Below are 16,924 nucleotides of genomic sequence, written 5' to 3'. Positions count from 1 at the left end.
TGGTAATCTTTAGGAAAATGGAGAATTCTTCTCATGGATATGGATTTAGAGAAACGAGTGCTACGTAAAATTACGTGGCGAATTGTACCGTTTATCATGTTGTTATATCTGATTGCGTATATTGATCGCGTCAATCTTGGTTTTGCTGCACTGACCATGAAACAAGACCTTGGCTTTAGCTCCTCAGTGCTTGGCTTTGGCGCAGGAATTTTCTTCTTAGGCTATTTCCTGTTTGAAGTGCCATCCAACATTATTTTGCATAAAGTCGGCGCTCGTCTTTGGATTGCCCGCGTCATGCTGACATGGGGACTGATTGCGGGCGGTATGGCTTTTGTGCATAGCACCACCAGTTTTTATGTCATGCGCTTCTTGCTTGGTGTTGCGGAAGCAGGCTTTTTCCCTGGCATTATTTTGTATTTAAGCTACTGGTTTCCCGCACGTCACCGCGCAGGTGTGATTGCCTTATTTATGGCAGCAGCCCCGATTGCAACGGCGATTGGTTCACCGATCTCTGCTGCCTTACTGGAAATGCACGGTCTTCTCAATTTAGCGGGTTGGCAGTGGATGTTCCTGATTGAAGCCGTTCCTGCACTGATTTTAGGTGTAGTGGTGTTCTTCTATATGACTGACCGCCCAGAAAAAGCCACATGGCTTGCAGCCGATGAAAAAGCTTGGCTGATTCAGACCATGCAGCAAGAGCATCAGCAAAAACAAACACATCAACATCACAGCATTATTCGTGGCTTAACCAACCCGAAAGTTCTAGCGCTTGCTTGTGTCTATTTTGGAACGTCTGCAGGGCTATATACCCTTGGGATTTGGGCACCACAAATAATTAAAGAATTGGGCGTATCGGCAATGACCGTCGGTTTCTTAAATGCCATTCCCCCAATTTTGTCGGTTATTGCCATGATTTTATGGTCACGCCATTCGGATCGTACAGGTGAACGCACATGGCATGTTGCACTTGCCTGCCTGATTGCGGTTGCAGGGTTAGTGATTGCTACCCAAACCCACAACGCGCTTGGTCTGATTGCTGCGCTCAGTATTGTCAATATCGGCATTAGCTGCTCCAAACCACCACTTTGGAGTATGCCAACCATGTTCCTGTCTGGAACAGCCGCAGCCACAGGCATCGCTACCATCAACTCGATTGGAAACCTCGGTGGCTTTGCAGGCCCTGCCATGATCGGCTGGATTAAAGATCAGACAGGCAGTTTCAATGGTGGTTTGTATTTTGTGGCAGGTCTACTGGTTCTCTCAACCGTACTAACCCTAATTCTCAGTGCAAGCCATAAAACCAAGACCCATGCCAATAATGCTTCAAACGAAGCCTAGCAACTCATTTTTAGATTTGTCAAAGGAGTATCTTATGGACAAACAGCTTGCCATCCAGTCCCTTACGGACACTATGGCGAAATTCACAGCCTATATTGGCAAACGCTTACCGAAAGATGTCAACAAAAAATTGATCGAGCTGCGTACACTGGAAACCAATCCGCTCGCTAAATCAATTTATGACTCGATGGATGCCAACCAACAAGCCGCAGACAAACTGGATCGACCAAGCTGCCAAGACACAGGCGTGATTCAGTACTTTGTAGAAGCAGGCGCACATTTCCCATTACTGGGTGAATTACAGGAAATTTTGCAGGAAGCGACGGCTGAAGCCACCCGTAAAGGTCCTTTGCGTCACAATGCCGTCGAAACCTTCGATGAAAAAAATACAGGCACTAACACAGGCACTCAAATTCCTTGGTTGGACTGGCGTATTGTCCCAGAAGTCGACACCTGCACCATTGATGTCTACATGGCGGGTGGTGGCTGTACCCTTCCGGGTGCTGCCAAAGTCCTGATGCCAGGGCAAGGTTATGAAGGTGTTGCAGAATTTGTCATGGATGTGATTACCGAGCGTGGTGTGAATGCCTGCCCACCACTTTTGGTTGGGGTTGGGGTATCGACCTCGGTGGAAACTGCGGCACGTCTGTCTAAACTTGCGATCATGCGTCCAGTCGATTCAAAAAGTGATAACCCACGTGCTGCACTGATGGAAGAGTTACTAGAACAAGGTCTGAATGAAATTGGCATTGGACCTCAAGGCTTAACGGGCAACAATAGCGTGATGGGCGTCAATATTGAATCTTCTGCCCGTCATCCATCCACGATTGGCGTTGCAGTCAATACAGGTTGCTGGGCGCATCGCCGTGGCAAAATCCGCATTCACCCAGACATGTCTTATGAAATCCTGTCACATGAAGGAGTTGTACTATGAAAAAAATCCTGACAACCCCAATTCGTGATGAAGATTTAGCGGATCTTAAAGTCGGTGATGTCGTGTACCTAACTGGTCGTTTGGTCACCTGCCGTGACGTTGCCCATCGTCGTCTGATTGAACAAGGGCGTGAACTGCCAGTGAACTTGGAAGGTGGCGCAATTTTCCATGCTGGTCCAATTGTCCGTAAAATAGATGATGATCGTTTTGAAATGGTCTCCATTGGCCCAACCACCAGTATGCGTATGGAAAAATTCGAGCGCGAATTTATTGCCAAAACTGGGGTCAAACTGATCGTGGGTAAAGGCGGTATGGGGCCTGAAACTGCCGCAGGCTGTCAGGAACATAAAGCTGTACATGCCATTTTCCCAGGGGGTTGCGCGGTACTGGCTGCCACACTGGTAGAAGAAATTGAAGGCGCTGAATGGCAAGATCTAGGCATGCCTGAAACTTTATGGATTAACCGTGTCAAAGTCTTTGGTCCACTGATCATTTCGATTGATACCCACGGTAATAACCTGATTCAGGACAATAAAACCGTCTTCCAAGCCAAGAAAAAACCAGTTTTGGACAGAATCAGCAAACAGCTTGGTTTTATTCAATAATCTGCTTTTCTCGGTATCTGCTGCCCATTCAGCAGATACCGCTTTGCTCTTTCTAGCCGCCTAATTTCCTCCAAAAATCATCCTCGCGAACGATAGGCACCATGAATTGTTTCACCTATATTACACCTCACAATGTATTTGAAAATTAACAAAATTTTTAATAATTCTTGTTAATACAAAAGGATGCCAAAGTATTTGTCATAAAAATCTCGCAATCACAGAGGTGAATTCAACGGTTTAGCGCAAATACAGGTTTTAGAGGTGAGGTAACATGGTCTACGACACAAAAATTGATTTTCTTTATCTTTCTGAACAGGACATGATCCAAGCAGGCGTCACCGATATGCCCGCTTGCGTGGATACGATGGAGGAAATGTTTGGTCTATTGTATAAAGGCGACTATCGCATGGCAGGTCCAAATAGCGACTCACACGGCGCTATGGTGACATTCCCAGAAAACTCGCCTTTTTCGACCATGCCAAAACCGACCGCAGACCGCCGTTTAATGGCAATGCCTGCTTACCTCGGTGGTAGCTTTGGTACGGCTGGGGTGAAATGGTACTGCTCCAACATTGAAAACCGTCAAAAAGGTTTACCACGTTCGATCCTAATGTTCACTCTGAATGATGTGGTGACAGGTGCACCTTTAGCGCATATGTCTGCCAACTTGCTGTCGGCTTATCGTACTGGTGCGATTCCGGGTGTTGGTGCACGTTACTTGGCACGTAAAGATTCTAAAGTGATTGGTTTACTTGGTCCTGGGGTGATGGGTCGTACTTCCGTTGCGGCATTTATTGCCGTGTGCCCACAAATCGACACCATCAAAATTAAAGGTCGCGGTCAAAAAAGTATTGATGAATTTGTGAATTGGGTCAAAGCCAACTATCCACAAATTACCAACATTGAAATCGTCGACAGCATCGAAGCCTTGGTACGTGATTCAGACATCGTCAGTTACTGCAACTCAGGCGAAGTGGGCGATCCAGACACTTACCCAATCGTGAAACGCGAATGGGTTAAAGCAGGTGCATTCCTTGCGATGCCTGCACTCTGTAATATTGATGAAGGTATGGAACAAGCTGACGTGCGTAAAGTGGTCGACAATCTTGGCATGTACGAAGCATGGTACGAAGAAGTGCCAAAACCTGCCCACAAAACTATTCCTCTCATTGGCGTGCGTTTCATGGACATGATTGCCGAAGGCAAAATGCAGCATGAGCAGCTTGAAGACATCGGCAAGATGATTGTCGGTGAAGCTCGAGGGCGTAAGAATGATGACGAAATTATCATTATGTCGGTCGGTGGTATGCCAGTTGAAGATGTGGCATGGGCAACTGTAGTGTATCGCAATGCCGTTGAACAAGGCATTGGTGTCAAATTAAACCTTTGGGACACCCCAACTTTACGTTAATTCCTCTTGCGAGAAGGTGCTGCCCTTGCCCTTCTCGCCAAGCATCTTTTTGTCTTCCCATATTTTCAAAATAGGTAATCCCATGACCAAGATTGTCAAACTCAAAACAGGTTCAAAATTTGAAGAAAAAGCCAGCTATTCGCGTTTAGTTTCGGTAGATAACTGGATATTTGTATCAAATACGGCAGGACGTAATCCTCAGACCAAAGAAATTTCTGAAGATTTAACTGAGCAAACTTTGCAAGTCTTTGCCAATGTTGAACAAGCATTAGCGGCTGTCAATTCAAGCCTTGCCGATGTGGTGTTTTCGCGCGTTTTTATCCAAGACCCTGCTGATACTGAAACTGTGATGGGAATTGTTGGTGAGAAATTCCGTGGCATTAACCCTGCCACGACGGTGACTTGCCCGCCACTCGGTTCTACCGTTTATAAAATGGAACTGGAAGTCACTGCATTTCGCGGTGCTGCACAGGCCGAAGTTGAAGAGCTGACTGTCGCGCTATAAGCCTGCATCTGCTTGATTGTTTTATTGTTTAGTTTTCAGATTCAAGGTCAGGATATTGACCTGTTAAGGATGTAGTGATGGCTCCAGCGATTATGCCTGTGCAAACTTCAGCAAATTTTCCATCTGCAACCACGGTTGTGATTATTGGTGGCGGCATCGTAGGTTTAACTGCGGCACTGACCTTGGCTGAACGCAATATTCCTGTGGTGGTCTTGGAAAAAGGACGCATTGCAGGTGAACAATCTTCACGCAACTTGGGCTGGGTACGCAAAACCAGTCGCTTGGCAGATGATATTCCACTGGCACAAGCCTCTGACCGACTGTGGAAAGAAATGCCTGAACGTGTCGGGACAGATGTTGGCTATCGTCAGGCGGGCATCATGTTTATTGCACGCAATGAAACCCAAATGGCAATGCATGAAAACTGGCTCAAATCAGTACAACACCTTGAACTGGATTCGCGTTTACTCAGTGCCAAAGAAATCCAGCAGATGGTGCCCCATGGTCAGGGCAACTGGGCGGGCGGTATTTTTACTCAGTCCGATGGTCGTGCTGAACCAACCTTAGCCTCTAGTGCAATTGCCAAAGCAGCCATGGCTAAAGGTGCAATCATTATCGAAAATTGTGCCGTTCGTGGCTTAGTGACCCAAGCGGGTAAAGTCAGCGGTGTCATGACTGAAAAAGGTGAAATCGCCTGTGAGCAAGTGCTGTTGGCGGGTGGTTTATGGTCACGTCGTTTCTTGGGCAATCTCGGCATTACTCTACCAACGCTGCCATTGATCTGTTCAGTACTACGAACCAAACCGATGCAAGGCCCAACTGATATTGCAGTCGGTGCGCCTGACTTTTCATTCCGTAAACACAAAGATGGCGGATTTATTATTACCCAACGTGGTGCACTGGATGCGCCTTTGACTCTAGATCATCTGCTGATCGGCACACGCTACATGTCACAGCTTCGGGGGCAGCGCAGTTTCTTACGCATTTCACTGGGTAAATATTTCTTTCAGGATTTGGCGCTATCTCGCCGTTGGAACAATCAAAGTGTTTCTCCGTTTGAACGTATTCGCACCATGGATCCCCACGCCAATCCCGCTCTAAACAGTGAAGCGATGCACAATTTAACAGCGGCTTGGCCAGCCTTTAAACACGCTCAAATTGAAGATGCTTGGGCAGGCGTGATCGATGTCACTCCAGACTCCAACCCTGTAATTGGCCCTGTCGCGCAAATTCCAGGGCTGCATGTTGCCACAGGTTTTTCAGGGCATGGCTTTGGTACATCACCTGCGGCAGGGCAACTGGCAGCAGACCTGATTTCTGGGCATTCCCCAATTATTGACCCAAGCCCATATCGTTTCGAGCGTTTTAGCTAAGTCTTGATTAAGAATAATCGGACTGAATTTCCACAATCTGCCCACCTGAAATGAATACCTTGTAAATCATCATTTCCAGTTTAAAGCTATAAACCAAAGCATAATGTGTCCGCCCACGCCGATCCCGAAAGGTGGTCTGTGTGGGCTGCGTTAATCTCCCTTGCATTTTATTTAAAAATTCACTTTGGGTATCGCCAATACGCACAATCGCGCCCGATGGTGCATAGAATGAATCTGTTCCCTCTATCGCAAACGCTGTACTCGATAGACAAAGCAAAAAAGCTGCACATAATTTCCGCATTCTTTAATTTCCCCAATAATTTTTTATGATTTAGCATTGCTCTATTTTATACAAATCAATATTTTAATTTTGGATAATCTATAAAATATTTTCAGAAAGTTTTCCTTTTGCTATTCATCAGACAAAGCTGGATTTTTACGATATAAAGTCGGTTCTTGTGCCAGTTTTTCTGCCAAAAACTGAATCAATACACTAAGTTTTGGTGGAACATGGCGTGTGGCGGAATACAGTAACCATGCTGCCCCGCTATAGTAAGTTTTAAACTGCCACTCGGCTAAAACCTGTTGCAATGCTCCACGATCAAGTGCTTGCCGTGCCACAAAATACGGCAGACTGGCAATTCCCAAATGTTGTAAGGCAGCATCTAGACGAATGCCCGTATGATTGGCAGCATAACGCCCCTGTACTGCAATGCTGACTGTTTGCTGCCCGCGCTGAAATTTCCACTTCGAATCACTAGGCTGTTCGCCCAAATAAATACACTGATGCTGTTTTAAATCGCGTGGATGTTGAGGTGTGCCATGTTGCTGTAAATATTCAGGTGTGGCACAAATCAAATGATCTATCTCAATCAGCTTTCGCCCCATCAAGCCCAATGGCGGCTGATTGGTGATTCGAATTGCCAGATCAATGTCATCATCAATCAAATCAACATAGCGATCTTCAAGCAGCATTTCGATATTAATTTTGGGATAACGCTGCAAAAACTCAGGCATATAAGGATGCAGCAAAAAATGCCCAACAGCTTTCGGCACACTGATGCGAACTGTGCCTTGTGGTTCAGCATCAAACTGCCCAGAACTTTGCATAACTGCTTGTGCGGCATTCAGCATTTCTTGGCAATGCAGATAAACCTGTTCTCCACTTTCACTTAAACGCAGTTTACGCGTGGTGCGCTGTAACAGGCGTGTTGCCAAGGCTTTTTCCAGACGTGAAATTGCCCGACTAATCGCCGAAGGTGTTGTTCCAAGTTGTCGCGCGGTTTCCGAGAAACTGCCTGTTTCCACGACTTTGACAAAAGTCGCCATTTCTTGCAGTAAATATAGGCTTTGATTTGTGCTCATCAGGCAAAAGTCATTTGGTTTTAAACCGAATTATCAACACTCAAAGACCATAATACAATGCCAGTTCGATTTTTCTTGGAGACGAACATGACTAAAGCATTGTACTTATCTGGAGTCACTCAAAGTCAGGTTGAGGTATTAAGTTGTGAAGCAGATGGCAAAGGCAGCTATCAGGTGCGTCTGTCAGCTACGCCTTTTCATCCTCAAGGGGGTGGACAACCGAGTGATGTTGGTTCGATTAACCAAGTTGCAGTGACGCATGTCGCCCTGCAAGATGGTGAAATTGTGCATACTTGTGCGGAAGCAATTGCATTAGGTCAGGCGCAAGCATGTGTAGATGTAGAGAAACGTCAACTCTATAGTCGATTGCATTCGGCTGGGCATTTGATCGGGCATGTCTTGCAACAAAAAGGCTGGCAGCCAGTTAAGGCACAACATTGGGTCGATGATGCCAAAGTCCAGTTTGTACCACTCGAACAGGCACAAACCATCGAACTGCCAGAACTGGAAAAATGGTGTAATGAGCATGTGTCAGCAGGTCTCATCACCACTGTAAAACAAAATGCAAATGGTTTTCGTGAAGTGAGTTTTGGTGAATTCCCTGCTTTTCCTTGTGGTGGCACACACGTCAGCAATTTAGCTGAAATTGAACAGATTCAGATTGAAAAAGTCCAACTTAAAAAAGGAAAGTTAACTGTCAATTATACGGTTGAGCCTAAAGCTGCATGAAATAAAAATCCCTAACCTGTGTTTAGGGATTTTTATTGGTGAAAATTATTGATTATTTATTCAAATTTATGCAAGTTTTGCGAAAAACAAAAAATTACAGCAATTAAAAAAGGGCTTACAAGCTATTGAAATTACTTGTAAACCCTTGTTTTATCTTGGTAGGCATATCCAGACTCGAACTGGAGACCTCTACGATGTCAACGTAGCGCTCTAACCAACTGAGCTATACGCCTAAAGTGCCTGTATGATATTCAGATTTAATTAACGTGACAAGTCATTTCTATGTTTTTTCAAAACAATCGAACACTCTTTAAGCAAAGAAGAAAACTCCAACCAAATTTGAGAATCAACCTGCTGTTTTTGCTGAAAAACGAGCTGCTGCTGAATCAAAACGACACGATGAAAAACTGACTGCTGCTCAATATTTAATTGTTGGCTTAAACGCAACATCCATTTTTGAAATGTTTCCGCAGACTGTTTTTGTAAACTTGAATCAAGTGTCTGATTAAATTTATAAATTATTTGCTCATAGGGTGTACGTTGTACTCGGTTTCTCCATAGAATGATCGCTATATATAGCAGTAATAAACTCAGTATTGTCACAACCAATATCCAAAGTAGTTTGGCTTGTGAGTTGATCCCCCATTGCTTTAACCAGCTACGTTGTTGCTCAACATCATATCCAACCACCTTACTTTGCCATTGATAACTCGCATAATCACTCCAAACACGCAATTTATTCATGAATGACAAACGCTGATTCGTCAAGAAAGTTGTATTGGTCTGTTGACGTATTTCATTTAAATAATTCTGCATACCATCATCAATACGTTGTGGAGCAACTAAAGCTGTTGGATCTATTCTTTGCCAGTGCCGATTTACCCAAACCTCAGTCCATGCATGGGCGTCAAGCTGACGAACTTCCCAACTTTGATGATCAGGCGCGGATTGCCCCCCCTGATAACCAACAACAACGCGTGCTGGAATACCCGCAGCACGCATAAGTACCACAAAGCTAGATGCAAAATGCTCACAGAAACCGACACGTGTCTGAAATAAAAATTGATCAACACGATCACCCTGTAATCGTCCAGGGCTTAAACTGTAGCTAAATTTATTCTCTCGATACCAACGTAATACAGATTGAATATATTGTTCAGGCTGCTGTCCACTTTCATTATATAATTGTTGCGCTAATGCCTTACTCCGTGGATCTGTTTCAGGTAATCGCAAATTAATCTGTCGGATATAATTTGGTAAATCTGCATTTGGTGAGCTTGCTGAAATCCATGTCAGCGCAATAGGTTGAGTAGTTTGTACAGGACGGCGTGCAATAATACTTCCATCTTGTCGCAACACATAACGCCCACTCATAGGAATAGAATGTTCTAAGCCCATAATCCAACGCTGCTCAGGATCAGCTTGTAAATAGATATAATTAAAATGCCGTGCATTGGCTATTGGTACAGCCTGATCAAAGAGCCATTGTTGATTTACTTCACTGCTTCGCCATTTCTGCCCATCAAAATCATCTAACACCATGCCACGCCAATATAATGCTGAACGCGGTGGCAACTGAGATACAGGTAAAACAATCCGAAATGCCAGTGCATTAGATTGTGACAGCTCAGCAATATCTCCTAATGAAAGTTGGTCTGTTACGCCTGTGACCGCTTTATTTTGGTCAGGTAATGGAATATACCAAAGTGGTGGAAATCTAGGGAAAAATAAAAAAAGCACCATAAAAAATGGCATTGCAAATGCAATCGCTTTAAAAATATGTAATGTATCTGCCCATAATTCTTTTTTATCAGGCAAGGTATGTTCTGTGAAATCTGCCTTTTGAATTGCATACAGCCCAAGTAATGAAATTATCACGCCAATGAAAATCAGAACGGCCATATAAAATGCTTGACTATGTAAGAATAAACTTGCGAATACAAACAAAGCAAAGTTAAAACTCACTAAAGCATCGCGCTTATCTTTACTTTCCAATGCCTTGCCATATAAACATAAGCTTAGAAATGAAACTCCAGCATCTATACCGAAAAATGTTCGATACTGTAAATAAATACACCCCAAGCCTAGAACAACAAAACCTCCACGCAATACGACAGGCAAAACCAGTGAACGTTTGCTCCAAAACATACGTAGTGCAGCCAGCCAAATCACAGCATATCCAACCAGCAAACTGATAGGCGCAAATGCAATTTGCGCAACCAAGATCACCAGTAAAACCCCCAAGACCAAAAGCTGAATTTGTTTATTCATATTTATGCCTGCGCTAAAAGCTTTTTCGCTTGCTGATACTGACGAACACCTGAGCCAACACTTAATTCCGCATGTGGCAATAACATGCCATAAGCTCGTTTTTCTTGCTCACATTGATCAACCATTGCCATCATCATCGATAAGCGCACTTCATGCATAGCACTTGGCATTTTGGCATATTCAATCATTTGAATTTGGGCATTCGGCTCTTGTTCAAAACGCTTCACAAACCAACCTTGATCACGTGCAACATGCTTCCATGAAACACGCTGTAAGGTGTCACCCTCTACATAATTACGCAAATCATGAAATTCTTCTAAACTTTGCTGTTGATGCTGATGACTCAGTTTACTTTCACCTGCAAGCGTCACAGGTTGTGGCGCAATCCAGACCTGATGCTGAAAATACAGATACGTCCAAGCGCGTACAACACCAAAAGGATAGGTCGCCATAATGCGACAGCGAGGTAATGGATAAAGCCCACGATGTTGTGGATGCAAGATGATTTGGACATCTTGGCTCACTTCTTTCATCAGAATACAGAGGATTTGCTCTTCTATCTGGATTCTTAAAAATCTGGGTGTCGCTTTCGTTTGATGTAATCGCAATCTTAAAATAAACGGTTGATTGACCTGCCCAACATCATCATCGCTCAACAATTCGATGTTCAGACCATGCAATTGTTTAAATGCCAAATAAAAACTCATGGCAAGTAAAGCACTCACCAAAAAACATAAGCTCAATACCAAATTATTGGCATAATTGATCCCTGCAATAAAAGTAAGAACAATCAGTACGCCATATAAAATGCCATCACGATGCAAGAAGACTAAAATATCACGCTGCTTAATCTTCTTGGCAGTTTGCATTTGAAAGCGTTGACTCATCCACGCTAAAATTTTCTGACGCACCTATGATCCTTTTTATATTGCTCTTTACTTTTTGCCATTCTGTTTTGAAATTCGTTCTACTTTTTATAGAAAGTCAACCCATAGAAAAGCACGATTGTTTTTAATACTTAATAGCTCACAGGCACTCTTTGCATGAGCTGTTGTGTTTCAAGTTCACTTAAACCAATACGATGCGCTGCAACTGCAACAAAAACAGCCTGTACATCATCTGTAGTCGTAAAAGTACGCTGTTGTACTAAAGCATATGCTTGCGTTGCATTTTTCAAAGCAATCACACCACGTGTTGATAAACCTTGTAAACCAGCTCTGGTTTTTTCTGCCAAATCTAAAATATAGTCTAAAACGGCGTCACTGACCGTCACATGCTGACGTAGCTGCTGCAAAACCAATAAATCTTGAGAAGAAAACACCTCTGGCAACTTCGACAACAAGCTTTGGCGACTAGGATCAGTTAATAACGCACGTTCTGCTGAACGCGATGGATAGCCCAATGACAAGCGCATTAAAAAACGGTCTAACTGAGATTCAGGTAAAGCGTATGTGCCACTTTGGAACAGTGGATTTTGTGTTGCAACCACCCAAAAAGGCTGCGGCAGGCGATAATGTACAGCATCCAAACTAACACCGCCCTCTTCCATCGCTTCAAGCAAGGCACTTTGGGTTTTTGGGCTACTTCGATTAATTTCATCTGCCAGTAAAATCTGAGTAAAAATTGGCCCTTGCTTAAACTCAAATTGCTGGATTTTTTGATTAAATAAATTGATACCAATAACATCGCTAGCCAACATATCATTGGTAAATTGAATGCGGTTAAAACTCAAACCTGTTAATTTTGCCAAAGCATGAGATAAAGTCGTTTTCCCCAAACCGGGTAAATCTTCAAAGAGCACATGCCCACCTGCAAGCAATGCAGTCAGCGCCAACTCAGTTTGTTGAGATTTATCTAAAATAATTTTATTAATTTCCTGCAAAAACTGGGCAATTTGCGGGAAAAATGTAGTGATCTGACTTTGAATTGAGGTTTCATTTTCAGCTTGTTGTTTTTTATTGGTTTCCCACATAAATAAGTGCCTAAAAAATAAAAACGGTGCATGTTCTAACATACACCGTTTTACCGATTATTCAAAGATTAGTCAGCACACAGCATTAGCATGGACACTTTTTCAAACCTGCTTTTCCTGATGGATAACGCACATCAACACAATGTCGATAAAACGTTTTGACATCCATAGGCGTTAAATCAGGATGATGCTGGCGCATGTGCTCCAAATAAGTTGCATAATCAGGCACACCCACCATCAATCGAAAACTCTGCTGCAATCGCTGCCAAAGTGTTGCAATTTTTGACCAGTTTTTTGGAGATAGAATCAGATTTTTCTGTGACAAAATGGTCATCTTAATAATTTTAGCAACAACAGTTGTACCCTGTGCGGCAAATTTAAGTTTCATACTCATTCCCCTGCAACTTTGGCATATTCAGCAGGCGCTTCATTTACCGTAGGTTTCGGGCTTGCCAAAGCACGGCGTACAACCCCAATTGATGCAATAATCATGACTACAAGTACAATCATAAAGAATGCACATAATGCCGCATTAATCTGATTCGACAATACAATGGTATGCATTTCTGCAAGTGATTTTGCTGGTTTTAGTACTTCATCACGTGCGATTGCATCAGAAAATTTATTTGCCTGCGCCAAGAATCCAATTTTTGGGTTGGTATGGAAGATTTTCTGCCAGCCTGCAACCATCGACGTCACAACCAAGAAAATCGTTGGTAAAATGGTGACCCAAACATATTTTTCTTTCTTCATCTTAAATAGAATGACTGTACCTAAAGTTAATGCCATCGCAGCTAACATTTGGTTACCAATCCCAAAGAGTGGCCAAAGTGAGTTAATCCCCCCCAACGGATCCACTACGCCTTGGTAGACAAAATAGCCCCATCCTGCAACCGCAACCCCTGTTCCAATCAAGTTTCCAACGAAAGAGCGTGATTCTTTCACAGCAGGAATCACGATTCCAACTGCATCTTGCACCATAAAACGGCAAGCACGTGTTCCCGCATCGACTGCGGTTAAAATAAATAATGCTTCAAATAAAATCGCAAAGTGATACCAAAATGCCATCATAGAACGATTATTAAAAATCTCAGACAGAATATGTGCCATACCAATTGCAAATGTTGGCGCACCACCTGCACGAGAAAGAATTGAATGCTCACCCACTTCTTGCGCAAGCAATGTTAAGGACTCAGGGGTCACCACAAATCCTAAGGTACGAATCGCCTCAGATGCACTTTGCGCATCAACCCCAATCAATGCAGCAGGTGAATTAATCGCAAAATACACGCCAGGTTCAAGTACTGTTGCACAAATCAAAGCCATGATTGCAACAAAGGACTCTGTCAACATGCCACCATAACCGATCATGCGGATATGGCTTTCATTTTCAATGAGTTTTGGTGTTGTACCGCTTGATACCAAAGCATGAAAACCAGAAATAGCACCACAAGCAATGGTGATAAATAAAAATGGAAATAAACCGCCCGCAAATACAGGGCCAGTACCATCTACAAAATGGGTCATTGCAGGCATTTTTAGATCAGGCATCGCAATCACAATACCAACAGCTAAACCAGCAATCACACCGATCTTCAAAAATGTTGATAAATAATCACGCGGTGCGAGTAGCAACCAAACAGGTAAAACCGAAGCAATAAAACCATACGTTACCAAGCACCAAGTTAACTCTGTTCCAGTTAAGGTAAAAATTGGTCCCCAATAAGGATGCTGTGCAACATCTCCCCCATAGACGATTGCCATCATCATCAAGATAAAACCAATCACGGAAACTTCTGCAATTTTTCCCGGGCGGATAAAACGCATGTAAATTCCCATAAACAGTGCAATCGGAATCGTCATGGCAATACTAAATACGCCCCATGGACTATTGGTCAATGCTTTTACAACCACCAATGCCAATACTGCCAAGATAATAATCATCACACCCAGTGTGCCCAGCATGACAATGATACCCGCAAATGAACCAAGCTCCTGTTTTGCCATTTCACCCAATGAACGACCATCACGGCGTACCGAAATAAAAAGCACAAGAAAATCTTGGACAGCACCTGCCAGCACCACACCCACCAGCAACCAAATTGTGCCTGGCAAATACCCCATTTGTGCCGCAAGAATTGGCCCAACCAATGGACCTGCCCCTGCGATGGCAGCAAAATGGTGTCCATACAGTACATATTTGTTGGTTGGAACATAATCTAGACCATCAGCAAGACGATAAGCTGGTGTTAGACGCTTAGAATCTAATTCAAAAATATTTTTGGAGATAAATAGACTATAGAAACGATATGCAATGCTATAAACACATAAAGCTGCCAGTACCAACCAGACAGCATTAATATGTTCTCCACGATGAAGTGCAAGCATTGCAAAAGATACTGCGCCAACAATGGCCACAAGTACCCATAAAATTTTAGAAGTAAATGATGCTCGATTTGAATGTTGATAACGATCCATGCTAGTCCTCGCCTGTTTTACGATCAACAGTGCTTACTTTGCATAATTAATCAATATTTCCATAAAAATTTTAAAATTCATTTTAATAGAACCAAGCACATTTCTTTTAAATCAACTGAAATTTATGCATTTTTCTTATTTTAGAATTTTATTTTATGTGAAATATCCATTAATACCAAGCAAAGTAATTACAATTCCCTGTGACTGTACACCCCATATTATTATTTTGATCTACGACTTTGGAATAAAAAAAGGGATGAACATGTTCACCCCTTCAATCATAGCGGATTATTTCGCTATTATGCACGCTCTAAATAATCGCCAGTACGAGTATCTACACGAATGCTTTCTTCTTGCTGAACGAATAATGGAACACGTACAACTGCACCTGTTTCAAGTTTCGCTGGCTTACCACCTGTACCCGCTGTGTCGCCTTTAACACCTGGATCAGTTTCAACAATTTTCAAAACTACGAAGTTTGGTGCGCTGACTGTCAATGGAACGCCATTGAACAACATCACTGAACATTTTTCGTTTGAATCGTCTTTTAACCATTTTGCAGCATCGCCCATTGCAGTTTTGTCTGCAGCGATCTGTTCAAAAGATTCTGGATCCATGAAGTGCCACATTTCACCATCGTTGTATAAGTAGTCCATTTCTACTTCTACGATGTCAGCAGCTTCTAAAGAGTCACCAGATTTAAAAGTTTTTTCTAATACTTTACCAGTTTTAAGGTTACGTAATTTAACACGGTTAAATGCCTGACCTTTACCTGGTTTTACATATTCATTTTCCATGATTGAACATGGGTTGCTATCAAGCATGACTTTTAAGCCTTGCTTAAACTCATTTGTAGAATAATTGGCCATGACTGGCACACTCCAAACTTACTAACTTAAACTGATTAATGCTAGACTAGCATTATTTTTAACACGTGGCATGATAAACTATTTGTACCGAGAGCAAAACTGGAAAACTCAACTCAGTGATCTAATTACTGATCCAAAAGAATTGCTCGACACTCTACAACTCTCAGCAGATCAATTATTATCAGGGGCAATCCTAGCTTCTGAAAAGTTTAAATTGCGTATTCCCCGTGCGTTCGTCGGAAAAATGAACGTTGGTGACCCATTTGACCCACTTTTGTTACAAGTTCTCCCTCATCATCTCGAATTAGAAGACCACGAAGGTTTTGTTACTGACCCGCTAGGTGAAGAACAAGCCAATCAACTTCCTGGTGTTTTACACAAATATCAATCCCGCTTTTTACTCACTTTAACAGGTGCATGTGCAGTTCATTGTCGTTACTGCTTCCGTCGCCACTTTCCTTATCAAGAAAACTTACCTAAAAATGAGGATTGGATTCAGATCAAACAGTATTTACTGGATCATCCCGATATTAATGAAGTCATTCTCAGTGGTGGTGACCCCCTCACCTTAACCAACAAAAAACTAGCACTTTGGATTGAGCGTTTAGAGAGCTTACCCCAGCTAAAAATGCTCAGAATCCATTCACGAATTCCTATTGTCATTCCTGATCGCATTGATGAAGAATTTATTTCTTTATTAAAAAACAGTAGGCTACATATTATACTAGTGGTACACTCCAACCATGCATCTGAAATTGACGAATATACTGCGAAGCAGTTACAGAGATTAACTGAAAATCGAGTCACAGTTCTCAATCAAGCAGTATTATTAAAAGGAGTTAATGACTCTGTTGAGCAACTTGCTGCTCTCAGTTATCGGCTATTGGATGCAAGAGTAATGCCTTATTATTTACACGTTTTAGACAAGGTCAAAGGGGCTCATCATTTTGATTTGCCAACAACGTCTATTGATCAAATTTACACAGAACTACTTGCAAGACTACCCGGATACTTAGTCCCCAAACTAGTCAGGGAAATTGCAGGGGAAAAAAATAAAACCCCCTTATATGGAAC

Annotated in this window: 16 protein-coding genes and 1 tRNA gene; 8 read left to right on the top strand and 9 right to left on the bottom strand. The window is 42.7% G+C overall.

The genetic code is table 11. From position 1 onward, the window contains the following. Window positions 1–33 precede the first annotated feature (33 nt). The 6 genes from LVY74_RS10950 (at window position 34) to LVY74_RS10925 (ending at window position 6,166) form a co-directional block, all read left to right on the top strand. Window positions 34–1,338, top strand: coding sequence for an MFS transporter (locus tag LVY74_RS10950; RefSeq protein WP_237815079.1), 1,305 nt, complete (start codon window positions 34–36; stop codon window positions 1,336–1,338). Between the two features lie 34 nt (window positions 1,339–1,372). Continuing rightward, complete coding sequence (gene ttdA, locus LVY74_RS10945) at window positions 1,373–2,272, top strand: L(+)-tartrate dehydratase subunit alpha (protein ID WP_237815078.1); 900 nt, start codon at window positions 1,373–1,375, stop codon at window positions 2,270–2,272. Further along, window positions 2,269–2,877 (top strand): L(+)-tartrate dehydratase subunit beta, encoded by a 609-nt coding sequence (ttdB, locus tag LVY74_RS10940; RefSeq protein ID WP_111892459.1) that lies wholly within the window; start codon window positions 2,269–2,271, stop codon window positions 2,875–2,877. Before ttdA ends, ttdB begins: the two co-directional genes overlap by 4 nt. Before the next feature lie 271 nt (window positions 2,878–3,148). After that, window positions 3,149–4,288: a tyramine oxidase subunit B gene (locus tag LVY74_RS10935; RefSeq protein ID WP_237815077.1), complete on the top strand. Its 1,140-nt coding sequence runs from the start codon at window positions 3,149–3,151 to the stop codon at window positions 4,286–4,288. An 82-nt stretch (window positions 4,289–4,370) separates the two neighbouring features. Then, window positions 4,371–4,793: a Rid family hydrolase gene (locus LVY74_RS10930; RefSeq protein ID WP_237815076.1), complete on the top strand. Its 423-nt coding sequence runs from the start codon at window positions 4,371–4,373 to the stop codon at window positions 4,791–4,793. 77 nt (window positions 4,794–4,870) lie between these two features. Beyond that, window positions 4,871–6,166, top strand: a complete 1,296-nt coding sequence (locus LVY74_RS10925; protein ID WP_237815075.1) for an NAD(P)/FAD-dependent oxidoreductase — start codon at window positions 4,871–4,873, stop codon at window positions 6,164–6,166. A 7-nt stretch (window positions 6,167–6,173) separates the two neighbouring features. Here LVY74_RS10925 and LVY74_RS10920 read toward each other — a convergent pair whose 3' ends face one another. Both LVY74_RS10920 and LVY74_RS10915 read right to left on the bottom strand, forming a co-directional pair. Continuing rightward, window positions 6,174–6,467, bottom strand: coding sequence for a hypothetical protein (locus LVY74_RS10920; protein WP_237815074.1), 294 nt, complete (start codon window positions 6,465–6,467; stop codon window positions 6,174–6,176). A 110-nt stretch (window positions 6,468–6,577) separates the two neighbouring features. Continuing rightward, on the bottom strand, window positions 6,578–7,531 hold the full coding sequence (locus LVY74_RS10915; protein WP_237815073.1) for a LysR family transcriptional regulator: 954 nt from the start codon (window positions 7,529–7,531) through the stop codon (window positions 6,578–6,580). An 87-nt stretch (window positions 7,532–7,618) separates the two neighbouring features. Between LVY74_RS10915 and LVY74_RS10910 the strand changes: the two genes are divergently transcribed. After that, window positions 7,619–8,260: an alanyl-tRNA editing protein gene (locus LVY74_RS10910; protein WP_237815072.1), complete on the top strand. Its 642-nt coding sequence runs from the start codon at window positions 7,619–7,621 to the stop codon at window positions 8,258–8,260. A 156-nt stretch (window positions 8,261–8,416) separates the two neighbouring features. Here LVY74_RS10910 and LVY74_RS10905 read toward each other — a convergent pair. The 7 genes from LVY74_RS10905 to efp all read right to left on the bottom strand — a co-directional run bounded on the left by LVY74_RS10905 (window position 8,417) and on the right by efp (window position 15,850). Further along, window positions 8,417–8,493 (bottom strand) — tRNA-Val (locus LVY74_RS10905). A gap of 28 nt (window positions 8,494–8,521) precedes the next feature. Next, window positions 8,522–10,531: a transglutaminase family protein gene (locus LVY74_RS10900; RefSeq protein WP_237815071.1), complete on the bottom strand. Its 2,010-nt coding sequence runs from the start codon at window positions 10,529–10,531 to the stop codon at window positions 8,522–8,524. 2 nt (window positions 10,532–10,533) lie between these two features. Next, a complete protein-coding gene (locus LVY74_RS10895; protein WP_237815070.1) occupies window positions 10,534–11,442 on the bottom strand; it encodes a DUF58 domain-containing protein in 909 nt (302 codons plus the stop codon). A 107-nt stretch (window positions 11,443–11,549) separates the two neighbouring features. Continuing rightward, on the bottom strand, window positions 11,550–12,503 hold the full coding sequence (locus LVY74_RS10890; protein ID WP_237815069.1) for an AAA family ATPase: 954 nt from the start codon (window positions 12,501–12,503) through the stop codon (window positions 11,550–11,552). Between the two features lie 85 nt (window positions 12,504–12,588). Further along, the gene (locus tag LVY74_RS10885; protein ID WP_237815068.1) at window positions 12,589–12,891 is read right to left on the bottom strand and encodes a YbdD/YjiX family protein; all 303 of its coding nucleotides are present in this window, start codon (window positions 12,889–12,891) and stop codon (window positions 12,589–12,591) included. A gap of 2 nt (window positions 12,892–12,893) precedes the next feature. Continuing rightward, the gene (locus LVY74_RS10880) at window positions 12,894–14,981 is read right to left on the bottom strand and encodes a carbon starvation CstA family protein (protein ID WP_237815067.1); all 2,088 of its coding nucleotides are present in this window, start codon (window positions 14,979–14,981) and stop codon (window positions 12,894–12,896) included. Between the two features lie 299 nt (window positions 14,982–15,280). Then, window positions 15,281–15,850, bottom strand: a complete 570-nt coding sequence (gene efp / locus LVY74_RS10875; RefSeq protein WP_111892509.1) for an elongation factor P — start codon at window positions 15,848–15,850, stop codon at window positions 15,281–15,283. Window positions 15,851–15,920: 70 nt separating this feature from the next. Between efp and epmB the strand changes: the two genes are divergently transcribed. Next, a partial coding sequence (gene epmB / locus LVY74_RS10870) for an EF-P beta-lysylation protein EpmB (RefSeq protein ID WP_237815066.1) occupies window positions 15,921–16,924 on the top strand: 1,004 nt, incomplete at its 3' end.

Source organism: Acinetobacter sp. ME22, from assembly GCF_022012315.1.
Taxonomy (GTDB): Bacteria; Pseudomonadota; Gammaproteobacteria; order Pseudomonadales; family Moraxellaceae; genus Acinetobacter; species Acinetobacter brisouii_A.
Note: the sequence above shows the minus strand (reverse complement) of the source record. Positions and strands in the feature narration are given on the sequence as shown.